Below are 17775 nucleotides of genomic sequence, written 5' to 3'. Positions count from 1 at the left end.
AGGTAAGCGTGGAGTGACTGACGGGCTCCACGGGTTTCCACCTATAATGGCGGGCCGTATCGAGCCGGTACGGCTAGCGAACATAACAAGATGCGGTCCGCCTTAAGCGTCACCTAGGGCCGCCAACCTGCCGAGCCCTCAGCACCGAACTCCACCGTGTCCACCCAGCCCACCAACGCCGTCGTCGAGCTTGATCAGGTCGATTTTGCCTACCAGCCAGGCGCACGGCGCATCCTGTCCGGTCTGTGCATGCGTGTACCCAAGGGCAGCGTTGTGGCCGTCATGGGTGGTTCGGGCTGCGGCAAGACAACGATCCTGCGCTTGATCGGCGGGCAGGTTGGGGCGGCAGCCGGCACCGTGCGCGTGCACGGTCAGGACATCGGCGCCATGGACAAACCGGCGCTGTACGCGGCGCGTCGTCAGATGGGCATGCTGTTTCAGTTCGGCGCGCTGTTTACGGATATGTCCGTGTTCGACAATGTGGCATTCCCATTGCGCGAACATACCGAGCTGCCCGAGCCCCTCATCCGCGATCTGGTGCTGATGAAGCTCAACGCCGTCGGCTTGCGCGGTGCGCGTGACCTCATGCCCTCGCAGATTTCCGGCGGCATGGCGCGGCGCGTGGCGCTGGCGCGTGCGATTGCGCTGGACCCGTCGCTCATCCTCTACGACGAGCCGTTCGCCGGGCTGGACCCGATCTCGCTGGGCCTCACCGCCTCGCTCATCCGCAAGCTGAACGACGCGCTGGGCGCGACCAGCATCATCGTCTCGCACGATGTGCAGGAGACGTTCCATATTGCCGACTACGTGTACTTCATCGCCAATGGTGGCATTGCCGCCGAGGGCACGCCGGCCGAGTTGACCGCCTCGACCGATCCGTTCGTGCGCCAGTTCGTGCATGGCGAGGCGGATGGCCCCGTGCCGTTCCACTATCCGGGCGTGCCGCTGGCCGAAGACTTTGGCCTGGGCAAGAACGGAGGCGGACAATGATTTCCAGCATCGGCTTCCTCGTTCGCGGACTGATCAGCCGCCTGGGGTATGCGACACGCACGCTGTTCGCGCTGTTCGCCGCCTCGGGCGACGTGCTGCGCCGCCCACGCCTGGTGATCGAGCAACTGCGTTTCATCGGCAACGACTCGTTCATCATCATTGCGGTGTCGGGGTTGTTTGTCGGCTTCGTGCTTGGCTTGCAGGGCTACTACACGCTCAATCGCTATGGCTCCGAGCAGGCGTTGGGCCTGCTGGTGGCGCTGTCGCTGGTGCGTGAGCTGGGCCCGGTGGTGACGGCGTTGCTGTTTGCCGGCCGCGCCGGTACGTCGCTCACCGCTGAAATCGGCCTGATGAAAGCCGGCGAGCAGTTGATCGCCATGGAGATGATGGCCGTCGACCCGCTGGCCCGTGTGCTGGCGCCGCGCTTCTGGGCGGGTTTCATCGCCATGCCGCTGCTGGCGGCGATCTTCAGCGCGGTCGGTATTCTGGGCGGATACTTTGTCGGTGTGGGCCTGATCGGCGTGGACCCCGGGGCGTTCTGGTCGCAGATGCAGGCCGGTGTAGACGTGCTGGACGACGTCGTCAACGGCGTCATCAAGAGTGTGGTGTTCGGCGTGGCCGTGACTTTTATCGCGCTCTATCAGGGCTACGAGGCCAAGGCGACGCCTGAAGGCGTGTCGCGTGCAACGACCCGCACCGTGGTGATCGCATCGCTGGCCGTGTTGGCGCTGGACTTTGTGCTGACGGCGCTGATGTTCAGCTGATCCGTCAGACATTCAACGAGAAAGAATCATGCGTAAGAGCCTCCTCGATTTCTGGGTCGGACTGTTCGTGCTGGTGGGCATCGTGGCGCTGCTGTTTCTGGCGCTCAAGGCCGGCAATATGAGCGCGTTCTCCTTTTCCAAGACCTACCAGGTGAAAGCTGCCTTCGACAACATCGGCGGCCTGAAGGTACGTGCGCCGGTCAAGAGCGCGGGCGTGGTGGTCGGCCGTGTGTCGCAGATCCTGTTCGACGATAAGACCTACCAGGCCACCGTCGTGCTCGACATGGACCAGCGCTACCAGTTTCCGAAGGACAGCTCGGCCAAGATCCTGACCTCGGGCCTGCTGGGCGAGCAGTACATCGGCATCGAGCCGGGTGGCGATGAGGCCATGCTGGCCAGCGGCAGCAAGATCACGATGACGCAGTCGGCGGTGGTGCTGGAGAACCTGATCAGCCAGTTCCTGTACAGCAAGGCCGCAGATGCCGGTGCTGGCAGCAATGGCAGCAACGCCGGCGGAGCCAAGCCGGCCGAGGGCAGTGGGAGCAAATAAATCATGAAAACAACAACGTCCATCCACAGATTGCGCAGTTTCACACTGGCGCTGGCGGCGGGTGTTTCGCTGCTGGCAGGCTGCGCCACGGGCCCGAATGCCAATCCGGCCGATCCGATCGAGCCGTTCAACCGCGAGGTCTTCCGTATCAACGAAGATCTCGACAAGGGTGTGCTCAAGCCCGTTGCGCAAACCTATGTCGATGTGGTGCCGTCGCCGGCGCGCACGGCGGTGTCGAACTTCTTCTCCAACGCGGGTGACGTCTATTCGGCCGTCAACAACCTGCTGCAGCTCAAAGGCACCGCCGCGCTGGAAGACACCATGCGCGTGGCGATCAACACCGTGCTGGGCCTGGGCGGTCTGATCGATATCGCGTCGGATGCCGGTCTGCCCAAGCACAAGGAAGACTTTGGCCAGACGCTGGGTGTCTGGGGCGTGCCGGCCGGCCCGTATGTGGTGTGGCCGCTGCTGGGCCCGAGCACCGTGCGTGACACGGCAGGCTTCCTGGTCGACTGGCAGTTGGACCCGTTGACGTACTGGCACAACAGCACAATCACGTATTCGCTGGCTGCGCTGCGGGTGGTTGATGTGCGCGCCAGCCTGCTCGGCATCAGCAACGTGCTGGAAGAGGGCGCTGTCGATAAGTACACCTTCATGCGCGATGCCTATCTGCAGCGCCGCCGCTACCTGATTTACGACGGCAATCTGCCGGAAGATCGGGACAACAAGAAATCGTCGGACAAGTCGTCCGATTCCGGTGATGCAACCGTGTCGCCGTATCAGCGCTTTACACCCAACTGGCCGGTGTTCCGCCGCTGATTCGCCACACGTAACAGCGTCGCCTCAAAGGTGACAAGGCGTAAAACTGACCGGCCCGGGCGAACTCGCCAGCGGTCGGTCTGTTCTAATCGCCAACAAGATTGCGGCCAGCGTGCCGCAAGCGACCCAAAAATCACGCTAGAAGGACGCGCTATGTTGAAGAAACTCCTCCGCCCCCTGTTCACTGGTCTGGCGCTGACCGCTGCCGTGGCTGCTGCTCCCGTGTACGCACAAGAGGCTGACGCACAAACCACCGTCAAGACCGCTGTGGACGACGTGCTGACCACCATCAAGGGCGACCCGGACCTGCGCGGCGGCAACATGGCCAAGGTCTTCCAACTGGTCGACCAGAAGATCGTGCCGCGCGCTGACTTCAAGCGCACCACGCAAATCGCCATGGGCCGCTTCTGGAACCAGGCGTCGCCCGAGCAGCAGCAACAGATTCAGGACGGTTTCAAGACGCTGCTGATCCGCACCTACGCTGGCGCGCTGTCGAACGTGAAGAACCAGACCGTCACGTATAAGCCGTTCCGCGCTGACCCGGCCGACACTGACGTGGTGGTGCGCTCGACCGTCAACAACAACGGCGAGCCGGTGGCGCTGGACTACCGCATGGAGAAGACCGCCAACGGCTGGAAGGTCTACGACATCAACATCAGCGGTCTGTGGCTGTCGGAAACCTACAAGAACCAGTTTGCCGACGTCATCAGCAAGAAGGGTGGCGTGGCTGGCCTGGTGCAATTCCTGGACGATCGCAACGCTCAGCTCGCCAAGGGGCCGGCAAAGTAAGCGGGCTTCCTGTAATATCCACACAGCGGTCAACTTTGGCCGCTGTTTCTTTTTCTGACTCGATCATGTTGACCTTGTCCGGCCCGCTGACTCAGCTTGAAGCGCCGCGCGTTCTGCGCGAGGGCGAGGCGCAGCTTGGCCAGACGCGCGAAGCGGGCACTGCCACGCTGCGCGTCGATTGCAGCGGGTTGTCGCAGGTCGATTCTTCCGCGCTGGCGGTGCTGCTGTCGTGGCAGCGCACGGCGCAGTCCGCCGGTATCGCACTCGATATCGCAGGCGCCCCTGAGGCGCTATCCAATCTCGCCATGCTTTACGGCGTCGAGTCTCTGCTGGCCGTTGTGCCGGCGTCCGCTGAACACCACCACGCGCGACATTGAGGCGGCGTCCGGTGCGGGGCAGCATCTTCCCCAACATCGCGATGCCGCGCCCCGGCCAGGGCGCCGCGCGTGCTTCTGGCAACTCTGGTGCCGTGCTGTAAGTCGCGCCGCCGTCTGTTGGTGCAGTTCCCCTATAATTCTGGGTTTGTCGCTCTGCCGCCGCCATGCGCGGCGTTCGCGGCCGCTACGATCATGTGAATCGGCGGTCACGAGATGCGCAGGGTAGTTCACTTTGTCGGCCATGAAAGCCATCGAAATCGCTGACGTCCGCAAGCGCTACAAGTCGTTGCAAGCGCTCAAGGGCGTGAGCCTGTCTGTCGAGCAGGGCGAATTTTTCGGCCTGCTGGGTCCCAACGGCGCGGGCAAGACCACGCTGATCTCCATCCTCGCGGGCCTGAATCGTGCCGATTCCGGCAGCGTGCGCGTGCTCGGTCACGATGTCGTGTCCGATTACCGCACGGCGCGCCGCAAGCTCGGTGTGGTGCCGCAGGAACTGGTATTCGATCCGTTCTTCACGGTACGCGAAACGCTGCGTCTGCAGTCGGGCTACTTCGGCCTGACCAATAATGACGATTGGATCGACGAGGTCATGGCCAACCTGGACCTGACCAACAAGGCCGATGCCAACATGCGTGCGCTATCGGGCGGCATGAAGCGCCGCGTGCTGGTGGCGCAGGCATTGGTACACCGCCCGCCGGTGATCGTGCTGGACGAGCCGACCGCCGGTGTGGACGTCGAACTGCGCCAGACGCTATGGAAGTTCATCTCGCGTCTGAACCGCGAGGGCCACACCGTCGTGCTGACCACGCACTACCTGGAAGAGGCTGAATCCCTGTGCGACCGCATCGCCATGCTCAAGTTTGGTGAGGTGGTGGCGCTGGACCGCACGGCCAACCTGCTGTCGCAGTTTGCTGGGCTGCAACTGGTGCTGAGCTTCTCGAACGGCACGTTGCCGGCGTCGCTTGAAGGCCTGCGCCAGCCGGGCAACCACGGTGAGCGCAGTGTGCGCCTGCGTCTGTCGGGTTACGGCGAGGTCGAGCAGATTCTCTCCACCTGCCGCCAAGCCGGCTGCGAGATCGACGACATGGAAGTCGCCAAGGCCGATCTGGAAGACGTGTTCGTGCAGATCATGCGCCGCGAAGGTGGAATCCCCGCCGTGCCACAAACACCCGAGACCGCACTGGAGCCCGCAGCATGAGCGCCATTCCTGAAAGCCTGCCGGGCCGCTGGGTCGGTTTCCGCACGCTGCTGTACAAGGAGGTGCTGCGCTTCTGGAAGGTGAGCTTTCAGACCGTGGCCGCGCCGGTGCTGACGGCGCTGCTGTACCTGCTGATCTTCGGCCATGTGCTGGAAGACCGCGTGAAGGTGTTCGATCAACTGAGCTACACCGCTTTCCTGGTGCCTGGCCTGGTGATGATGAGCGTGCTGCAGAACGCGTTTGCGAACAGCTCGTCGTCGCTCATCCAGTCGAAGATCACCGGCAACCTGGTGTTCATCATGCTGCCGCCGCTGTCGCACTGGGAGATGTTCGGCGCCTATGTGTGCGCCTCCGTCATCCGCGGTCTGGCCGTGGGGTCGGGCGTGCTGGTGGTGACGACCCTGTTCGCGCATCTGCACTTCGCGCAGCCGCTGTGGATCATCGTGTTTGCCGTGCTGGGGGCCGCCGTGCTCGGCACGCTGGGGTTGATCGCCGGTATCTGGGCCGAGAAGTTCGACCAGCTCGCGGCGTTCCAGAATTTCTTGATCGTGCCGGCCACCTTCCTGGCGGGCGTGTTCTATTCGATCCATTCACTGCCGCCGTTTTGGCAGGCGGTGTCCCACGCCAACCCGTTCTTCTACATGATCGACGGCTTCCGCTACGGCTTCTTCGGCGTGTCCGATGTGCCGGTGGCGACGAGCCTCGGCGTGATGCTGATCGCGCTGGTCGTGGTGGGGGGGATTGCCCTGCAGATGCTGCGCACGGGCTACAAGCTGCGCCATTGATGCGTCTATAAAATCAACACGACGCACCACCCTAACGTTTTGCAGGAGAGGGAAGGCCATGTTGCCCACACCCGAACAAGTCAAGCAGTACATCGAAACCGGCCTGCCGTGCGAACACCTCGAAGTCGAGGGCGACGGCCAGCATTTCTTCGCCACCATCGTCAGCGCGCAGTTTGAAGGCAAGCGGTTGATCCAGCGTCACCAGCTCGTCTATGCCGCATTGGGTGATCGCATGCGCGCGGAGATTCACGCGCTGTCCATGAAGACGCTCACCCCGGCGGAGTGGCAGTCCTGATGGCCGAGCTTGATCCCACCCCGGTAGCCACTGAAACCGATTCCGATCTTGCGCTCGCTGAGCGCCCCCTGCGAACTGACCGACGTGACGTCTCGCTCATGGACAAACTGCTGATTGAAGGCAATGGCCCGCTGTCGGGCGAAATCCGCGTGTCTGGCGCCAAGAACGCCGCGCTGCCCATCATGTGCGCCGCGTTGCTGACGCCCGAGGCGCTGGCGCTGAACAACGTGCCCAACCTGCAAGACGTGCGCACGATGCTCAAGCTGCTGCGCCAGATGGGGGTGGAAGGCGCGCTGGATGGCCACAACCTCACACTCGATGCCGCGAACATCCATTCGCCGGAAGCGCCGTACGACTTGGTGAAGACCATGCGCGCGTCGATCCTGGTGCTGGGTCCGCTGCTGGCGCGCTTCGGTCACGCACGCGTGTCGCTGCCGGGTGGCTGTGGCATTGGTGCACGCCCGGTCGACCAGCACATCAAGGGCCTGCAGCAGATGGGTGCCGAGATCGTCATCGAACACGGCTACATCGAAGCCAAGCTCGCCAATGGCGCCAAACGCCTGAGCGGCGCGCGCATCGTCACCGATATGGTGACGGTGACCGGCACCGAAAACCTGCTGATGGCCGCCGCGCTGGCTGATGGTGAGACCGTGCTCGAAAACGCCGCACGCGAGCCCGAGGTGACCGACCTCGCGAACCTGCTCGTCAAGATGGGCGCGCGCATCGAAGGCATCGGTACCGACCGCCTAGTGATCCAGGGCGTCGAATCGCTCAAGGGCGCCGAGCACACGGTGATTGCCGATCGCATTGAAGCCGGTACTTTCCTGTGCGCCGTGGCTGCGGCTGGCGGTGACGTGACGCTGCGCGGTGTGCCGCCGGGCATCCTCGATGCGGTGCTCGACAAGCTGCGCGAAGCCGGCGTGACGCTCACCACCGGCGACGACTGGATCCGCGTGCAGATGACCGGCCGCCCGAAGGCGGTCAGCTTCCGCACCTCGGAATATCCGGCGTTCCCGACCGACATGCAGGCGCAGTTCATGACGCTCAATGCCATTGCGGAAGGCGCTGCGACGGTGACGGAGACAATCTTCGAGAACCGCTTCATGCACGTGCAGGAACTCAACCGACTGGGCGCCAATATCGTCATCGACGGCAAGACGGCGATGGTGACGGGCGTCGAGCAATTGTCGGGCGCGACCGTGATGGCGACTGACCTGCGCGCTTCGGCCAGCCTGGTCATTGCCGGCCTGATCGCGCAGGGCGAAACGCTGGTTGACCGCATCTATCACCTCGACCGCGGCTACGACCGCATCGAAGACAAGCTCTCCGCCGTGGGCGCAAAAATCCGCCGCATCTCGGCATAAGGCACAGACAAGGTCCGCCATGAACGCATTCCAGTCCGCCTCCAACCAGCTCACGCTGGCGCTCTCCAAGGGCCGCATCTTTGAAGAGACGCTGCCGCTGCTCAAGGCTGCCGGCATCGAGGTGACCGAAGATCCGGAAACCTCGCGCAAGCTGATTTTGCCGACGTCGGACCCGGCGCTGCGCGTGATCATCGTGCGTGCCTCCGACGTGCCGACGTATGTGCAGTACGGCGCGGCGGACTTTGGCGTGGCTGGCCGCGACGTGCTGATGGAGCACGGCATGGCGGGCCTGTATGCGCCCATCGACCTGAACATTGCCCGCTGCCGCATGTCGGTGGCGGTGCCCAAGGGCTTCGACTACGCCAACGCGGTGCGCCAGGGCGCGCGCCTGTCGGTGGCGACGAAGTATCTGAACACCGCGCGTGAACACTTCGCCAAGAAGGGCGTGCACGTCGACCTGATCAAGCTGTACGGTTCGATGGAACTGGGCCCGCTGGTGGGCCTGGCCGATGCCATCGTCGACCTGGTCAGCACCGGCGGCACGCTGCGCGCGAACAACCTCGTCGAGGTGGAAGAGATTGTGCAGATCTCGTCCCGACTGGTCGTCAACCAGGCTGCGCTGAAGCTCAAGCGCGAGCGGTTGGCGCCAATCCTCGACGCTTTCGAGCGCGCTTCCGCCCAGGATGCGCGCGTCGGAGAACCCGCATGAGCCTGACCATCCGTAAGCTGGATTCGGCCGAAGCCGGATTCGCGGCGCAACTGCGCCAGGTGCTCGCCTTCGAGGCGAGCGAAGACGAAGCGATCGACCGCGCTGCCGCGCAGATCCTGGCCGACGTGAAAGCCCGCGGCGATGCTGCCGTGCTAGAAGCCACGCAGCGCTTCGACCGCATTGAAGCCGACAGCGTGGCCGCGCTGGAACTGTCGCCCACCACGCTGCAAGCTGCGCTGGATGGCCTGGAGCCCAAACGTCGCGCCGCGCTGGAAGCCGCTGCCGCCCGTGTGCGTGCCTATCACGAGAAGCAGAAGCTGGAATGCGGCACGCATAGCTGGGAATACGCCGAAGCCGACGGCACGGTGCTGGGCCAGAAGGTCACGCCACTCGATCGCGTGGGCATCTACGTGCCGGGCGGCAAGGCGGCGTATCCGTCGTCGGTGCTGATGAACGCGATTCCGGCACGCGTGGCCGGCGTCAAAGAGATCATCATGGTGGTGCCCACGCCGGGTGGCGTGCGCAATGAGTTGGTGCTGGCTGCGGCGTGCATCGCCGGGGTGGACCGCGTGTTCACCATCGGCGGCGCACAGGCTGTGGGCGCACTCGCTTATGGCACGGATACCGTCCCCGCCGTCGACAAGATCGTCGGCCCGGGCAACGCCTATGTGGCCGCCGCCAAGCGCCGCGTGTTCGGCACGGTTGGCATTGACATGATTGCCGGGCCGTCCGAGATTCTCGTGATTTGCGACGGCACGACCGACCCGGATTGGGTGGCGATGGACCTGTTCTCGCAAGCCGAGCACGATGAGCTGGCCCAGTCGATCCTGCTGTGCCCGAACGCCGAATTCATCGCGCAGGTCGAAGCGAGCATCAACCGCCAGCTCGAAGACATGCCGCGCCGGAGCGTGATTGCCGAATCGCTGTCGGGCCGTGGCGCGCTGGTCAAGGTGCGCGACATGGAAGAGGCGTGCGATATTGCCAACGATATCGCGCCCGAGCACCTGGAGATTTCCGCCGAGAACCCGCGACAGTGGGCCGAACGCATCCGCCACGCGGGCGCGATCTTCCTCGGCAAGTACACCAGTGAATCGCTGGGCGACTATTGCGCGGGTCCGAACCACGTGCTGCCGACCTCGCGCACGGCGCGTTTCTCGTCGCCGCTGGGCGTGTATGACTTCATCAAGCGTTCAAGCCTGATCGAGGTGAGCGAAGCCGGCGCGCAGATGCTGGGCGAGATTGCCGCGGAGCTGGCCTACGGCGAAGGCCTGCAGGCCCACGCCCGCAGCGCCGAGTACCGCCTGCAACGCACTGCCTCCGAATAACACTCGCCACACGCACGATGACTGCCACCGCCCCGGCCCAAGCCTCTTTGGATGATCTGCTCGCCCGCATCGTGCGCGACGACGTGCGCGCCATGGGCGCGTACCACGTACCCGACGCGACCGGCATGATCAAGCTGGACGCGATGGAGAACCCGTACCACCTGCCGGCGATGCTGCGCGAGGCGCTGGGCAAGCGTCTGGCCGAGGTGGCGCTCAACCGCTACCCTGTGCCGACCGCAGACGCGCTCAAGGCGCAGCTCAAGCGCGTGATGCACGTGCCGGCCGGTGCCGAGGTGCTGCTGGGCAATGGCTCGGACGAGATCATCAGCATGATCGCCATTGCCGCGGCCAAGCCGGGCGCGACCGTGCTGGCGCCGCTGCCGGGCTTCGTGATGTATGCGATGTCGGCGCAGTTGCTGGGCTTGAACTTTGTTGGCGTGCCGCTCAAGGCGGACCTCACGCTCGACCGCGAAGCGATGTTGGCCGCCATGGCCGAGCACCAGCCCGCCGTCATCTACCTGGCGTATCCGAACAACCCGACCGGCAACCTGTTCGACGCCGCTGACATGGATGCCATCATCCATGCTGCCCGCGGTCCGGTTTGCCAGAGCCTGGTGGTGGTCGACGAGGCCTATCAGCCGTTCGCGCAGCACAGCTGGATGCCGCGTCTGCCGGACTTCGACCACCTGCTGGTCATGCGCACCGTTTCCAAGCTGGGCTTGGCGGGTATCCGCCTGGGTTACGTGGCTGGTCACCCCAAGTGGATCGCTGAGCTGGACAAGGTGCGCCCGCCGTATAACGTGAATGTGCTGACCGAAGCCACCGCGGCTTTCGTCCTTGACCACGCCGATGTGCTCGATGCCCAGGCAGCGACCCTGCGTGCTGAACGCACCAAACTGACCGCGGCGCTGTCTGCCCAGCCGAGCGTGACGGTGTTCCCGAGCGCAGCCAACTTCCTGCTGCTGCGCGTACCCGATGCGGCCGGATTGTTCGAGAAGCTGCTCAAACGGCGGGTTCTGGTCAAAAACGTCAGTAAAATGCACCCATTGCTGGCCAACTGTCTGCGCGTGACGGTCAGCAATCCCGAAGAAAACGCGCAATTTCTCGATGCCTTTGCCGCATCGCTGCAGGAAGCCCCATGAGCCGCCCCACCAGTCGTCGCGTTGAGGTCACTCGCAACACCTCTGAAACGCAGATCCGCGTCGCCCTTGATTTGGACGGCACGGGCAAGCAGACGCTGAACACCGGCGTCCCCTTCCTCGACCACATGCTCGACCAGATCGCCCGTCACGGCATGGTCGACTTGGACGTCTCGGCCACCGGCGACACCCATATCGACGATCATCACACCGTGGAAGACGTCGGCATCACGCTGGGCCAAGCCGTTGCCAAGGCCATTGGCGACAAGAAGGGCATCGTGCGCTACGGCCACAGCTACGTGCCGCTGGATGAAGCCCTGTCGCGCGTGGTGATCGACTTCTCCGGCCGTCCGGGCCTGGAGTTCCACGTGCCGTTCACGCGTGCGCGCGTGGGCAATTTTGACGTGGACCTGTCTATCGAATTCTTCCGCGGGTTCGTCAATCATGCCGGCGTGACACTGCATATCGACAACCTGCGCGGCGTCAACGCGCATCACCAGATCGAGACCGTGTTCAAGGCCTTTGGCCGTGCACTGCGCATGGCGGTTGAGCTGGATCCGCGCGCCGCCGGCACGATTCCGTCGACCAAGGGCACGCTCTGATCCATCGCATCGGCCTGGCCGAGCGTTCCTGACACCACGACCCGGCCGCCGATCCCATGGATCTGACCAAGAGCTTTTTCTCGCTGCTCGCGCTGATCAACCCGATCGGGGCGATCCCGTTCTTCATCAGTCTGACCGAGAGCCAGACGGATGCGGAAAAGCGTCGCACCATCAAAGTCGCGTCGATTTCGGTGGCGATCGTGATTGGCCTGTCCGCGTTGCTGGGCGAGCAGATCATCGGCTTTTTCGGATTTTCGGTCGGCTCGCTCCAGGTGGGCGGCGGGATCATCATGATCATGATCGCGCTGAACATGCTGAACGCGCAGACCAGCCGCACCAAGGCCACGCCCGAAGAAGAGGACGAGGCCGGTGCCAAGGCCAGCATCGCCGTCGTGCCGCTGGCGATTCCGCTGCTCACGGGCCCGGGGTCGATCAGCACGGTGATCGTCTATGCCGGCAAGACCCAGCATTGGTGGCAACTGCTGCTTCTGGCGGGTGTAGGGGTGGCGATCGCGGCTGTGGTATGGGTTGTGCTGCGTGCCGCCGAGCCGATCGCGCGTGTTATCGGCCGCACCGGCATCAACGTCGGTACGCGGTTGATGGGGTTGATCTTGGCGGCGCTGGCCGTGGAATTCATTGTCGACGGGCTGAAAACCCTGTTGCCTGTACTCAAATCATGACTACGATTGCAATTGTCGATTACGGCATGGGCAACCTGCGCTCGGTAGCGCAGGCCCTGCGTACGGTGGCTCCGGAAGCCGATGTGCGCATCAGTGCGCAAGCTGACGAGATTCGCGCGGCTGACCGCGTAGTGCTGCCGGGGCAGGGCGCCATGCCGGATTGCATGGCCGCCTTCGACCAATCGGGCTTGCGCGAAGCTGTGCTCGAAGCGTCCCGTACCAAGCCGATGCTCGGCGTGTGCGTGGGCGAACAGATGCTGCTTGAGCGCAGCACCGAGGCGCGCCCGGGCCAGAAATATACCCAAGGGCTGGGCTTGATTGGCGGCGAGGTGGTTCGCTTCGATCTAGACGGCCAGTTGCAACCGGACGGTTCGCGGTACAAAGTGCCTCAGATGGGCTGGAACCGCGTACGTCAGAGCCGCCCCCACGCACTGTGGGCGGGCGTGCCGGACGACAGCTACTTTTATTTCGTGCACAGCTACTATGCGCGGCCGGCCAATGCCGAAGAATCGGTCGGCGAGACCGAATACGGTGTGCGGTTTACCTGCGCCATCGCCCGGGATAATATTTTTGCCACACAGTTTCACCCGGAAAAAAGTGCGCAAGCCGGCCTCCAGATCTACCGCAATTTTGTGCACTGGAATCCGTGACGCCAGCGGCTGCGTCGCAACCGAACCCCCGTTTAAACCTACCCCCTCAACTTTGTCGTTACGACTATGCTGCTCATCCCGGCCATCGACCTGAAGGACGGTCAGTGTGTGCGCCTCAAACAAGGCGATATGGACCAAGCCACCGTGTTCTCGGAAGACCCCGCTGCCATGGCGCGGCATTGGGTCGAGCAGGGCGCCCGCCGCTTGCACCTCGTCGACCTGAATGGCGCGTTCGCGGGCAAGCCGCGCAACGAGGCGGCCGTCAAGGCCATCCTCGCCGAGGTGGGCGATGAGATTCCCGTGCAACTCGGCGGCGGCATCCGCGATCTGGGCACCATCGAGCGTTGGCTCGACGACGGCTTGTCGTACGTCATCATCGGTACGGCGGCGGTCAAGGACCCGGGCTTTCTGCGGGACGCTTGCACGGCATTCGGCGGCCACATCATCGTCGGGCTCGATGCCAAGGACGGCAAGGTGGCGACGGACGGCTGGAGCAAGCTCTCGGGCCACGAAGTCGTGGACCTCGCCAAGAAGTACGAAGACTACGGCGTCGAAGGCATCATCTACACCGACATCGGCCGCGACGGCATGCTGCAGGGCATCAACATCGATGCCACCGTCAAGTTGGCCCAGTCGGTGAAGATTCCGGTGATCGCCAGCGGTGGCCTGTCCAACCTGAAGGACATCGACCACCTGTGCGCGGTCGAAAAGGATGGCGTGGAAGGCGTGATCTGCGGCCGCGCCATCTATTCGGGCGACCTGAATTTCAAGGAAGCGCAAGCCCTCGCGGACAAACTCGGCGCTGCATGATTCTGACTCAATCAGCGGCGCTCAACGGGCACTGAGGTGCCCGACTCATCATGCTAGCCAAACGAATCATCCCCTGCCTGGACGTGACCAACGGCCGGGTGGTCAAGGGCGTCAACTTCGTCGAACTGCGCGACGCGGGCGACCCCGTTGAAATCGCACGCCGCTACGACGAGCAGGGCGCTGACGAAATCACCTTCCTCGACATCACGGCCACGTCCGACGGGCGTGATCTGATGCTGAACATCATCGAGGCGGTGGCCTCGCAGGTGTTTATTCCGCTGACGGTGGGTGGTGGCGTGCGCGCATTGGAAGACGTGCGCCGGCTGCTCAACGCGGGTGCGGACAAGATCAGCATGAACTCGTCCGCTGTCTCGAATCCGCAGCTCGTGTCGGATGCCAGCGCCCGCCATGGTGCGCAGTGCATCGTCGTGGCGATCGACGCCAAGAAGGTCTCTGCTGAAGGCGAGGCGCCGCGCTGGGAAGTCTTTACGCATGGCGGCCGCAAAGGCACGGGGCTGGATGCGGTGGCCTGGGCGCGCGAGATGGCGCAGCGCGGCGCTGGCGAGATCCTCCTCACCAGCATGGATCGCGACGGCACCAAGGCTGGCTTTGATCTCGAACTTACGCGCGCCGTGTCTGACGCGGTGCCGGTGCCGGTCATCGCCTCGGGCGGCGTCGGCAATCTGCAGCATTTGGCTGATGGCATCAAGCTCGGCCATGCCGATGCGGTGCTGGCCGCCAGCATCTTCCACTACGGCGAATACACCGTCGGCCAGGCCAAGCGGTTCATGGCCGAGAACGGCATTCCGGTACGGATCTGATCATGACCAAGAAGTGGCTTAACAAGGTCCGCTGGGACGACAACGGCCTGGTGCCGGTGATCGTGCAGGAGCAGGGCAGCAACGATGTGCTGATGTTCGCCTTCATGAACCGTGAAGCGCTGCAGAAGACCGTGGAAACCGGCGAAGCCGTGTTTTGGTCGCGCTCGCGCAAGCGCCTGTGGCACAAGGGCGAGGAGTCTGGCCACATCCAGCAGGTACACGAGATCCGCCTGGACTGCGACGAAGACGTGGTCTTGCTCCGTGTCACACAGATCGGCGGCATCGCCTGCCATACTGGTCGCCACGCGTGCTTTTTCCAGAAGTTCGAAGGCAGCGCGGAAGATGGTGACTGGCTCACGGTTGAACCCGTGCTTAAAGACCCCGACGACATCTATGCCGGCAAGCCCGGCCACAACCATGAGTGACACCCTGCGCCGCTTGGGGCGTGTGCTCGAATCCCGCAAGCTGGCCAACGGCGGCGACCCGGAGAAGAGCTACATCGCCCGCCTGTTCAACAAGGGTGATGACGCCATCCTCAAGAAGATCGGCGAAGAGGCCACCGAGACGGTCATGGCCGCCAAGGACGCCCGCGCCGCCGGCATGACCGAGGAGGCACGCAGTAAGGTCGTCTACGAAGTGGCCGACCTGTGGTTCCACACCATGGTGCTGCTGTCGCACTTCGATCTGACGCCGGATGATGTTGTGAACGAACTGGCGCGCCGCGAAGGACTCTCAGGGTTGGAAGAGAAGGCGTTGCGCAAGTCGCAAGCTCGCGACGCCGCAGGTGACTGATCGGTGACGAATCGTCGCAGGGAGGCAGCGTGGACAACTACGGCTCAGCAGTGACAGTGACGACAGACGAAGAACGTCTTGCCGGGCTGCGGCGGCTGACGCATATCCTGTATGCGCTCTACGCCATTTTTTGGCTGACCGGCGGCATCACTGCATTGATTGCCATCATCGTCGGGTATGTTAAGCGCGACGATGTGCGCGGCACGCTGTACGAGTCGCACTTTCGTTGGCAGATCCGTTCGTTCTGGTGGTGCGTACTGTGGTGTGCGATCGGCGTGATGCTCATTCCGCTGGCTTTTATCGGCTTTGCGGTGCTGTGGGTTCTGGGCATCTGGATGCTGTATCGTATTGTGAAGGGCTGGCTGTACCTCAACGACAGCAAGCCGATGTACGCCAATCAGTAAAATCAACCAATGGCGCCGCCACCGTTGCGGCGTGACGGCACCAATCGCAGCCGTATTTACGTGGGAGTAGGACATGGGTTCCTTTAGCATTTGGCACTGGCTGATCGTGCTGGTGATCGTCATGATGGTGTTCGGCACGAAGAAGCTGCGTAACATCGGTTCGGACCTCGGTGGTGCCGTGAAGGGTTTCAAGGACGGCATGAAGGAAGGCGCCGCGGACGACAAGCCGGCCGCCCCGCAGCAGACTGCCGGTCAGCCGCCGCGCGAGCTGCACGACGCGACGACGATCGACGTCGAAGCGCGCGACAAGTCCAAGCAAGGCTGAGCACTGGCGCACGCTGACCGATGATCGATCTCGGCATCTCCAAGCTGGCGCTGATTGGCATGGTGGCGCTTGTCGTCATCGGGCCGGAGCGCCTGCCCAAAGTGGCGCGCACGGCCGGCGCTTTGCTTGGCCGCGCGCAGCGTTACATCGCCGATGTGAAGGCCGAGGTGAGCCGCGAGATCGAGCTTGAAGAGCTGCGCAAGATGCGCACCGATTTCGAGCAGGCCGCGCGCAACGTCGAGCAGACCATCCATCAGGAGGTCAGCAAGCACACGTCGGAAATCAACGAACGCCTGAACGAGGCGCTCGGCGATCCGGCGTTGCGTGAGACCTCCACTTCCGCCCCCGACTGGCGCCCAGCGCCGGGCAAGTCGCGCAACGGCCGCAACAGCTGGCGTAACAAGCAGCTGTCGATGCCCAAGTGGTATCGCCAGAAGCAGGGCGTGCGCATGTGGGCGCAATCGGGCGCCGCGCGCGTCAAGCGCCATCGTCCGCCCATCGTTGCTGCGCAGTCGCGTGGGCGTTCCTTCTTCGAATGATTCTCCGAGCACCCACCGCCGGGTGCTCTGACCGCATCCCCCTCCAGCCGACATGAGTGCCGCTCCGCTCGATCCGCAATCGCCCGAGGACGGCGCGCAGGAAACCTTCATCTCGCACCTGGTCGAACTGCGCGAGCGCATCGTCAAGGCCGGTGCGGGCGTGCTGCTGATCTTCCTGGGCCTGGTCTACTGGGCGCCGGACATCTTCAACCTGTTCTCGCGGCCGCTCATTCAGGCGCTGCCCAAGAACGGCCACATGATCGTGACGGATGTCACCGGCTCGTTCTTCGTGCCGATGAAAGTGACGCTGCTGGCGGCGTTCCTGATCGCGTTGCCGTGGGTGCTGTATCAAATCTGGCGCTTTGTGGCGCCAGGGCTGTACTCGCACGAGAAGCGCATGATCATGCCGCTGGTGGTCAGCACCTATATCCTGTTCCTCTGCGGCGTGGCGTTTGCGTATTTCCTCGTCTTCCCGACCGTGTTCAAGGTGATGGCGCACTACAACGCGCCACTGGGTGCAGAGATGTCGACCGACATCGACAAGTACCTCAGCTTTGCCATGACCACGTTCCTCGCTTTCGGCATCACCTTCGAGGTGCCGGTGGTGGTGATGGTGCTGGTGCGCTTTGGCATTGTCAGTCTGGAAAAGCTGCGCCAAGCACGTCCGTATGTGGTGGTGGGCGCGTTCGTGATTGCGGCGGTTGTCACACCACCCGATGTGATGTCGCAACTGCTGCTGGCGGTGCCGCTGTGGTTGCTGTACGAGCTGGGGCTGATCTTGGCGGCCATCTTCCTGCGCAAGACCGTGGCACCCGAGGCTGACCCCGAACATCTTCCGGTGGTGAAGGATTGATCCACTGGGCGTCGAAAAGTCCAAAGAAAAAGGCAGCCGAAGCTGCCTTTTTTTGTTGCCGTTGAAGCCGCTTATGCCGCGTACAACCAGAACTGCTCGCGTGGGAAGGTCAGCGCGTACTGGCCATCGCTCGGAGCGCTGCTGGCGTAGGCGCGCAGGCCAGTGCCCGTCGCACCGCTGGCGCGGAACAGGCAT

24 protein-coding genes and 1 pseudogene are annotated in these 17775 nt (G+C 63.6%); 24 read left to right on the top strand and 1 reads right to left on the bottom strand.

Annotation, left to right across the window (positions count from 1 at the left end; translation table 11 throughout):
• Positions 1-156: 156 nt before the first annotated feature.
• From JHD73_RS11625 to tatC, 24 genes are all read left to right on the top strand, one after another.
• Positions 157-990, top strand: a complete 834-nt coding sequence (locus JHD73_RS11625) for an ABC transporter ATP-binding protein (RefSeq protein ID WP_199030431.1) — start codon at positions 157-159, stop codon at positions 988-990.
• Positions 987-1754 carry a lipid asymmetry maintenance ABC transporter permease subunit MlaE gene (gene mlaE / locus JHD73_RS11620; protein WP_199030430.1) on the top strand — a complete coding sequence of 256 codons (768 nt, stop codon included), beginning with the start codon at positions 987-989 and terminating at the stop codon, positions 1752-1754. The genes JHD73_RS11625 and mlaE overlap by 4 nt, the downstream gene beginning before the upstream one ends.
• A gap of 28 nt (positions 1755-1782) precedes the next feature.
• Positions 1783-2304 (top strand): outer membrane lipid asymmetry maintenance protein MlaD, encoded by a 522-nt coding sequence (gene mlaD, locus JHD73_RS11615; protein WP_199030429.1) that lies wholly within the window; start codon positions 1783-1785, stop codon positions 2302-2304.
• Between the two features lie 3 nt (positions 2305-2307).
• Positions 2308-3123, top strand: coding sequence for a VacJ family lipoprotein (locus JHD73_RS11610; protein ID WP_199030428.1), 816 nt, complete (start codon positions 2308-2310; stop codon positions 3121-3123).
• Positions 3124-3276: 153 nt separating this feature from the next.
• Positions 3277-3912 (top strand): phospholipid-binding protein MlaC, encoded by a 636-nt coding sequence (locus tag JHD73_RS11605; RefSeq protein ID WP_199030427.1) that lies wholly within the window; start codon positions 3277-3279, stop codon positions 3910-3912.
• Positions 3913-3977: 65 nt separating this feature from the next.
• The gene (locus JHD73_RS11600; protein ID WP_199030426.1) at positions 3978-4289 is read left to right on the top strand and encodes a lipid asymmetry maintenance protein MlaB; all 312 of its coding nucleotides are present in this window, start codon (positions 3978-3980) and stop codon (positions 4287-4289) included.
• A 241-nt stretch (positions 4290-4530) separates the two neighbouring features.
• A complete protein-coding gene (locus JHD73_RS11595) occupies positions 4531-5487 on the top strand; it encodes an ABC transporter ATP-binding protein (RefSeq protein ID WP_199030425.1) in 957 nt (318 codons plus the stop codon).
• Positions 5484-6272, top strand: coding sequence for an ABC transporter permease (locus tag JHD73_RS11590; protein WP_199030424.1), 789 nt, complete (start codon positions 5484-5486; stop codon positions 6270-6272). Before JHD73_RS11595 ends, JHD73_RS11590 begins: the two co-directional genes overlap by 4 nt.
• A 58-nt stretch (positions 6273-6330) precedes the next feature.
• The gene (locus JHD73_RS11585) at positions 6331-6567 is read left to right on the top strand and encodes a BolA family protein (protein WP_199030423.1); all 237 of its coding nucleotides are present in this window, start codon (positions 6331-6333) and stop codon (positions 6565-6567) included.
• A gap of 98 nt (positions 6568-6665) precedes the next feature.
• Complete coding sequence (gene murA / locus JHD73_RS11580) at positions 6666-7931, top strand: UDP-N-acetylglucosamine 1-carboxyvinyltransferase (RefSeq protein ID WP_199030445.1); 1266 nt, start codon at positions 6666-6668, stop codon at positions 7929-7931.
• A gap of 19 nt (positions 7932-7950) precedes the next feature.
• Positions 7951-8640: an ATP phosphoribosyltransferase gene (gene hisG / locus JHD73_RS11575; RefSeq protein WP_199030422.1), complete on the top strand. Its 690-nt coding sequence runs from the start codon at positions 7951-7953 to the stop codon at positions 8638-8640.
• Positions 8637-9965 carry a histidinol dehydrogenase gene (gene hisD, locus JHD73_RS11570; RefSeq protein WP_199030421.1) on the top strand — a complete coding sequence of 443 codons (1329 nt, stop codon included), beginning with the start codon at positions 8637-8639 and terminating at the stop codon, positions 9963-9965. The genes hisG and hisD overlap by 4 nt, the downstream gene beginning before the upstream one ends.
• Before the next feature lie 17 nt (positions 9966-9982).
• A complete protein-coding gene (hisC, locus tag JHD73_RS11565; protein ID WP_199030420.1) occupies positions 9983-11107 on the top strand; it encodes a histidinol-phosphate transaminase in 1125 nt (374 codons plus the stop codon).
• Positions 11104-11706 (top strand): imidazoleglycerol-phosphate dehydratase HisB, encoded by a 603-nt coding sequence (gene hisB, locus JHD73_RS11560; protein ID WP_199030419.1) that lies wholly within the window; start codon positions 11104-11106, stop codon positions 11704-11706. The genes hisC and hisB overlap by 4 nt, the downstream gene beginning before the upstream one ends.
• 56 nt (positions 11707-11762) lie before the next feature.
• The gene (locus JHD73_RS11555; protein WP_199030418.1) at positions 11763-12386 is read left to right on the top strand and encodes a MarC family protein; all 624 of its coding nucleotides are present in this window, start codon (positions 11763-11765) and stop codon (positions 12384-12386) included.
• Complete coding sequence (gene hisH / locus JHD73_RS11550) at positions 12383-13036, top strand: imidazole glycerol phosphate synthase subunit HisH (protein ID WP_199030417.1); 654 nt, start codon at positions 12383-12385, stop codon at positions 13034-13036. The genes JHD73_RS11555 and hisH overlap by 4 nt, the downstream gene beginning before the upstream one ends.
• A 66-nt stretch (positions 13037-13102) precedes the next feature.
• Positions 13103-13846, top strand: coding sequence for a 1-(5-phosphoribosyl)-5-[(5-phosphoribosylamino)methylideneamino]imidazole-4-carboxamide isomerase (gene hisA, locus JHD73_RS11545; protein WP_199030416.1), 744 nt, complete (start codon positions 13103-13105; stop codon positions 13844-13846).
• A 50-nt stretch (positions 13847-13896) separates the two neighbouring features.
• Positions 13897-14667, top strand: a complete 771-nt coding sequence (hisF, locus tag JHD73_RS11540) for an imidazole glycerol phosphate synthase subunit HisF (RefSeq protein ID WP_199030415.1) — start codon at positions 13897-13899, stop codon at positions 14665-14667.
• A 2-nt stretch (positions 14668-14669) separates the two neighbouring features.
• Positions 14670-15092, top strand: coding sequence for a phosphoribosyl-AMP cyclohydrolase (gene hisI / locus JHD73_RS11535; RefSeq protein WP_199030414.1), 423 nt, complete (start codon positions 14670-14672; stop codon positions 15090-15092).
• The gene (locus JHD73_RS11530; protein ID WP_199030413.1) at positions 15085-15459 is read left to right on the top strand and encodes a phosphoribosyl-ATP diphosphatase; all 375 of its coding nucleotides are present in this window, start codon (positions 15085-15087) and stop codon (positions 15457-15459) included. Before hisI ends, JHD73_RS11530 begins: the two co-directional genes overlap by 8 nt.
• 29 nt (positions 15460-15488) lie before the next feature.
• The gene (locus JHD73_RS11525) at positions 15489-15863 is read left to right on the top strand and encodes a hypothetical protein (RefSeq protein WP_199030412.1); all 375 of its coding nucleotides are present in this window, start codon (positions 15489-15491) and stop codon (positions 15861-15863) included.
• 73 nt (positions 15864-15936) lie between these two features.
• Positions 15937-16188, top strand: coding sequence for a Sec-independent protein translocase subunit TatA (gene tatA / locus JHD73_RS11520; RefSeq protein ID WP_199030411.1), 252 nt, complete (start codon positions 15937-15939; stop codon positions 16186-16188).
• A 20-nt stretch (positions 16189-16208) separates the two neighbouring features.
• Positions 16209-16727, top strand: coding sequence for a Sec-independent protein translocase protein TatB (gene tatB, locus JHD73_RS11515; protein ID WP_048935334.1), 519 nt, complete (start codon positions 16209-16211; stop codon positions 16725-16727).
• A gap of 52 nt (positions 16728-16779) precedes the next feature.
• A complete protein-coding gene (gene tatC, locus JHD73_RS11510) occupies positions 16780-17580 on the top strand; it encodes a twin-arginine translocase subunit TatC (RefSeq protein ID WP_199030410.1) in 801 nt (266 codons plus the stop codon).
• A 71-nt stretch (positions 17581-17651) separates the two neighbouring features.
• On the opposite strand, the pseudogene JHD73_RS29610 reads toward tatC, so the two are convergent.
• Positions 17652-17775: pseudogene (locus JHD73_RS29610) on the bottom strand (ABC transporter ATP-binding protein); the annotation flags it as partial.

The sequence above is a fragment of the Ralstonia sp. ASV6 genome, assembly GCF_016429285.1.
GTDB classification, from domain to species: Bacteria; Pseudomonadota; Gammaproteobacteria; order Burkholderiales; family Burkholderiaceae; genus Ralstonia; species Ralstonia flaminis.
The sequence above is the reverse complement of the archived record's forward strand: the minus strand, read 5'-3'. Positions and strand labels throughout refer to the sequence as shown.

Bases quoted from the DNA above. Each gene is read 5' to 3' on its own strand.
- mlaE (WP_199030430.1), top strand. From the start codon at position 987: ATGATTTCCAGCATCGGCTTCCTCGTTCGCGGACTGATCAGCCGCCTG.
- mlaD (WP_199030429.1), top strand. From the start codon at position 1,783: ATGCGTAAGAGCCTCCTCGATTTCTGGGTCGGACTGTTCGTGCTGGTG.
- JHD73_RS11610 (WP_199030428.1), top strand. From the start codon at position 2,308: ATGAAAACAACAACGTCCATCCACAGATTGCGCAGTTTCACACTGGCG.
- JHD73_RS11605 (WP_199030427.1), top strand. From the start codon at position 3,277: ATGTTGAAGAAACTCCTCCGCCCCCTGTTCACTGGTCTGGCGCTGACC.
- JHD73_RS11600 (WP_199030426.1), top strand. From the start codon at position 3,978: ATGTTGACCTTGTCCGGCCCGCTGACTCAGCTTGAAGCGCCGCGCGTT.
- JHD73_RS11595 (WP_199030425.1), top strand. From the start codon at position 4,531: ATGAAAGCCATCGAAATCGCTGACGTCCGCAAGCGCTACAAGTCGTTG.
- JHD73_RS11590 (WP_199030424.1), top strand. From the start codon at position 5,484: ATGAGCGCCATTCCTGAAAGCCTGCCGGGCCGCTGGGTCGGTTTCCGC.
- JHD73_RS11585 (WP_199030423.1), top strand. From the start codon at position 6,331: ATGTTGCCCACACCCGAACAAGTCAAGCAGTACATCGAAACCGGCCTG.
- murA (WP_199030445.1), top strand. From the start codon at position 6,666: ATGGACAAACTGCTGATTGAAGGCAATGGCCCGCTGTCGGGCGAAATC.
- hisG (WP_199030422.1), top strand. From the start codon at position 7,951: ATGAACGCATTCCAGTCCGCCTCCAACCAGCTCACGCTGGCGCTCTCC.
- hisD (WP_199030421.1), top strand. From the start codon at position 8,637: ATGAGCCTGACCATCCGTAAGCTGGATTCGGCCGAAGCCGGATTCGCG.
- hisC (WP_199030420.1), top strand. From the start codon at position 9,983: ATGACTGCCACCGCCCCGGCCCAAGCCTCTTTGGATGATCTGCTCGCC.
- hisB (WP_199030419.1), top strand. From the start codon at position 11,104: ATGAGCCGCCCCACCAGTCGTCGCGTTGAGGTCACTCGCAACACCTCT.
- JHD73_RS11555 (WP_199030418.1), top strand. From the start codon at position 11,763: ATGGATCTGACCAAGAGCTTTTTCTCGCTGCTCGCGCTGATCAACCCG.
- hisH (WP_199030417.1), top strand. From the start codon at position 12,383: ATGACTACGATTGCAATTGTCGATTACGGCATGGGCAACCTGCGCTCG.
- hisA (WP_199030416.1), top strand. From the start codon at position 13,103: ATGCTGCTCATCCCGGCCATCGACCTGAAGGACGGTCAGTGTGTGCGC.
- hisF (WP_199030415.1), top strand. From the start codon at position 13,897: ATGCTAGCCAAACGAATCATCCCCTGCCTGGACGTGACCAACGGCCGG.
- hisI (WP_199030414.1), top strand. From the start codon at position 14,670: ATGACCAAGAAGTGGCTTAACAAGGTCCGCTGGGACGACAACGGCCTG.
- JHD73_RS11530 (WP_199030413.1), top strand. From the start codon at position 15,085: ATGAGTGACACCCTGCGCCGCTTGGGGCGTGTGCTCGAATCCCGCAAG.
- tatA (WP_199030411.1), top strand. From the start codon at position 15,937: ATGGGTTCCTTTAGCATTTGGCACTGGCTGATCGTGCTGGTGATCGTC.
- tatB (WP_048935334.1), top strand. From the start codon at position 16,209: ATGATCGATCTCGGCATCTCCAAGCTGGCGCTGATTGGCATGGTGGCG.
- tatC (WP_199030410.1), top strand. From the start codon at position 16,780: ATGAGTGCCGCTCCGCTCGATCCGCAATCGCCCGAGGACGGCGCGCAG.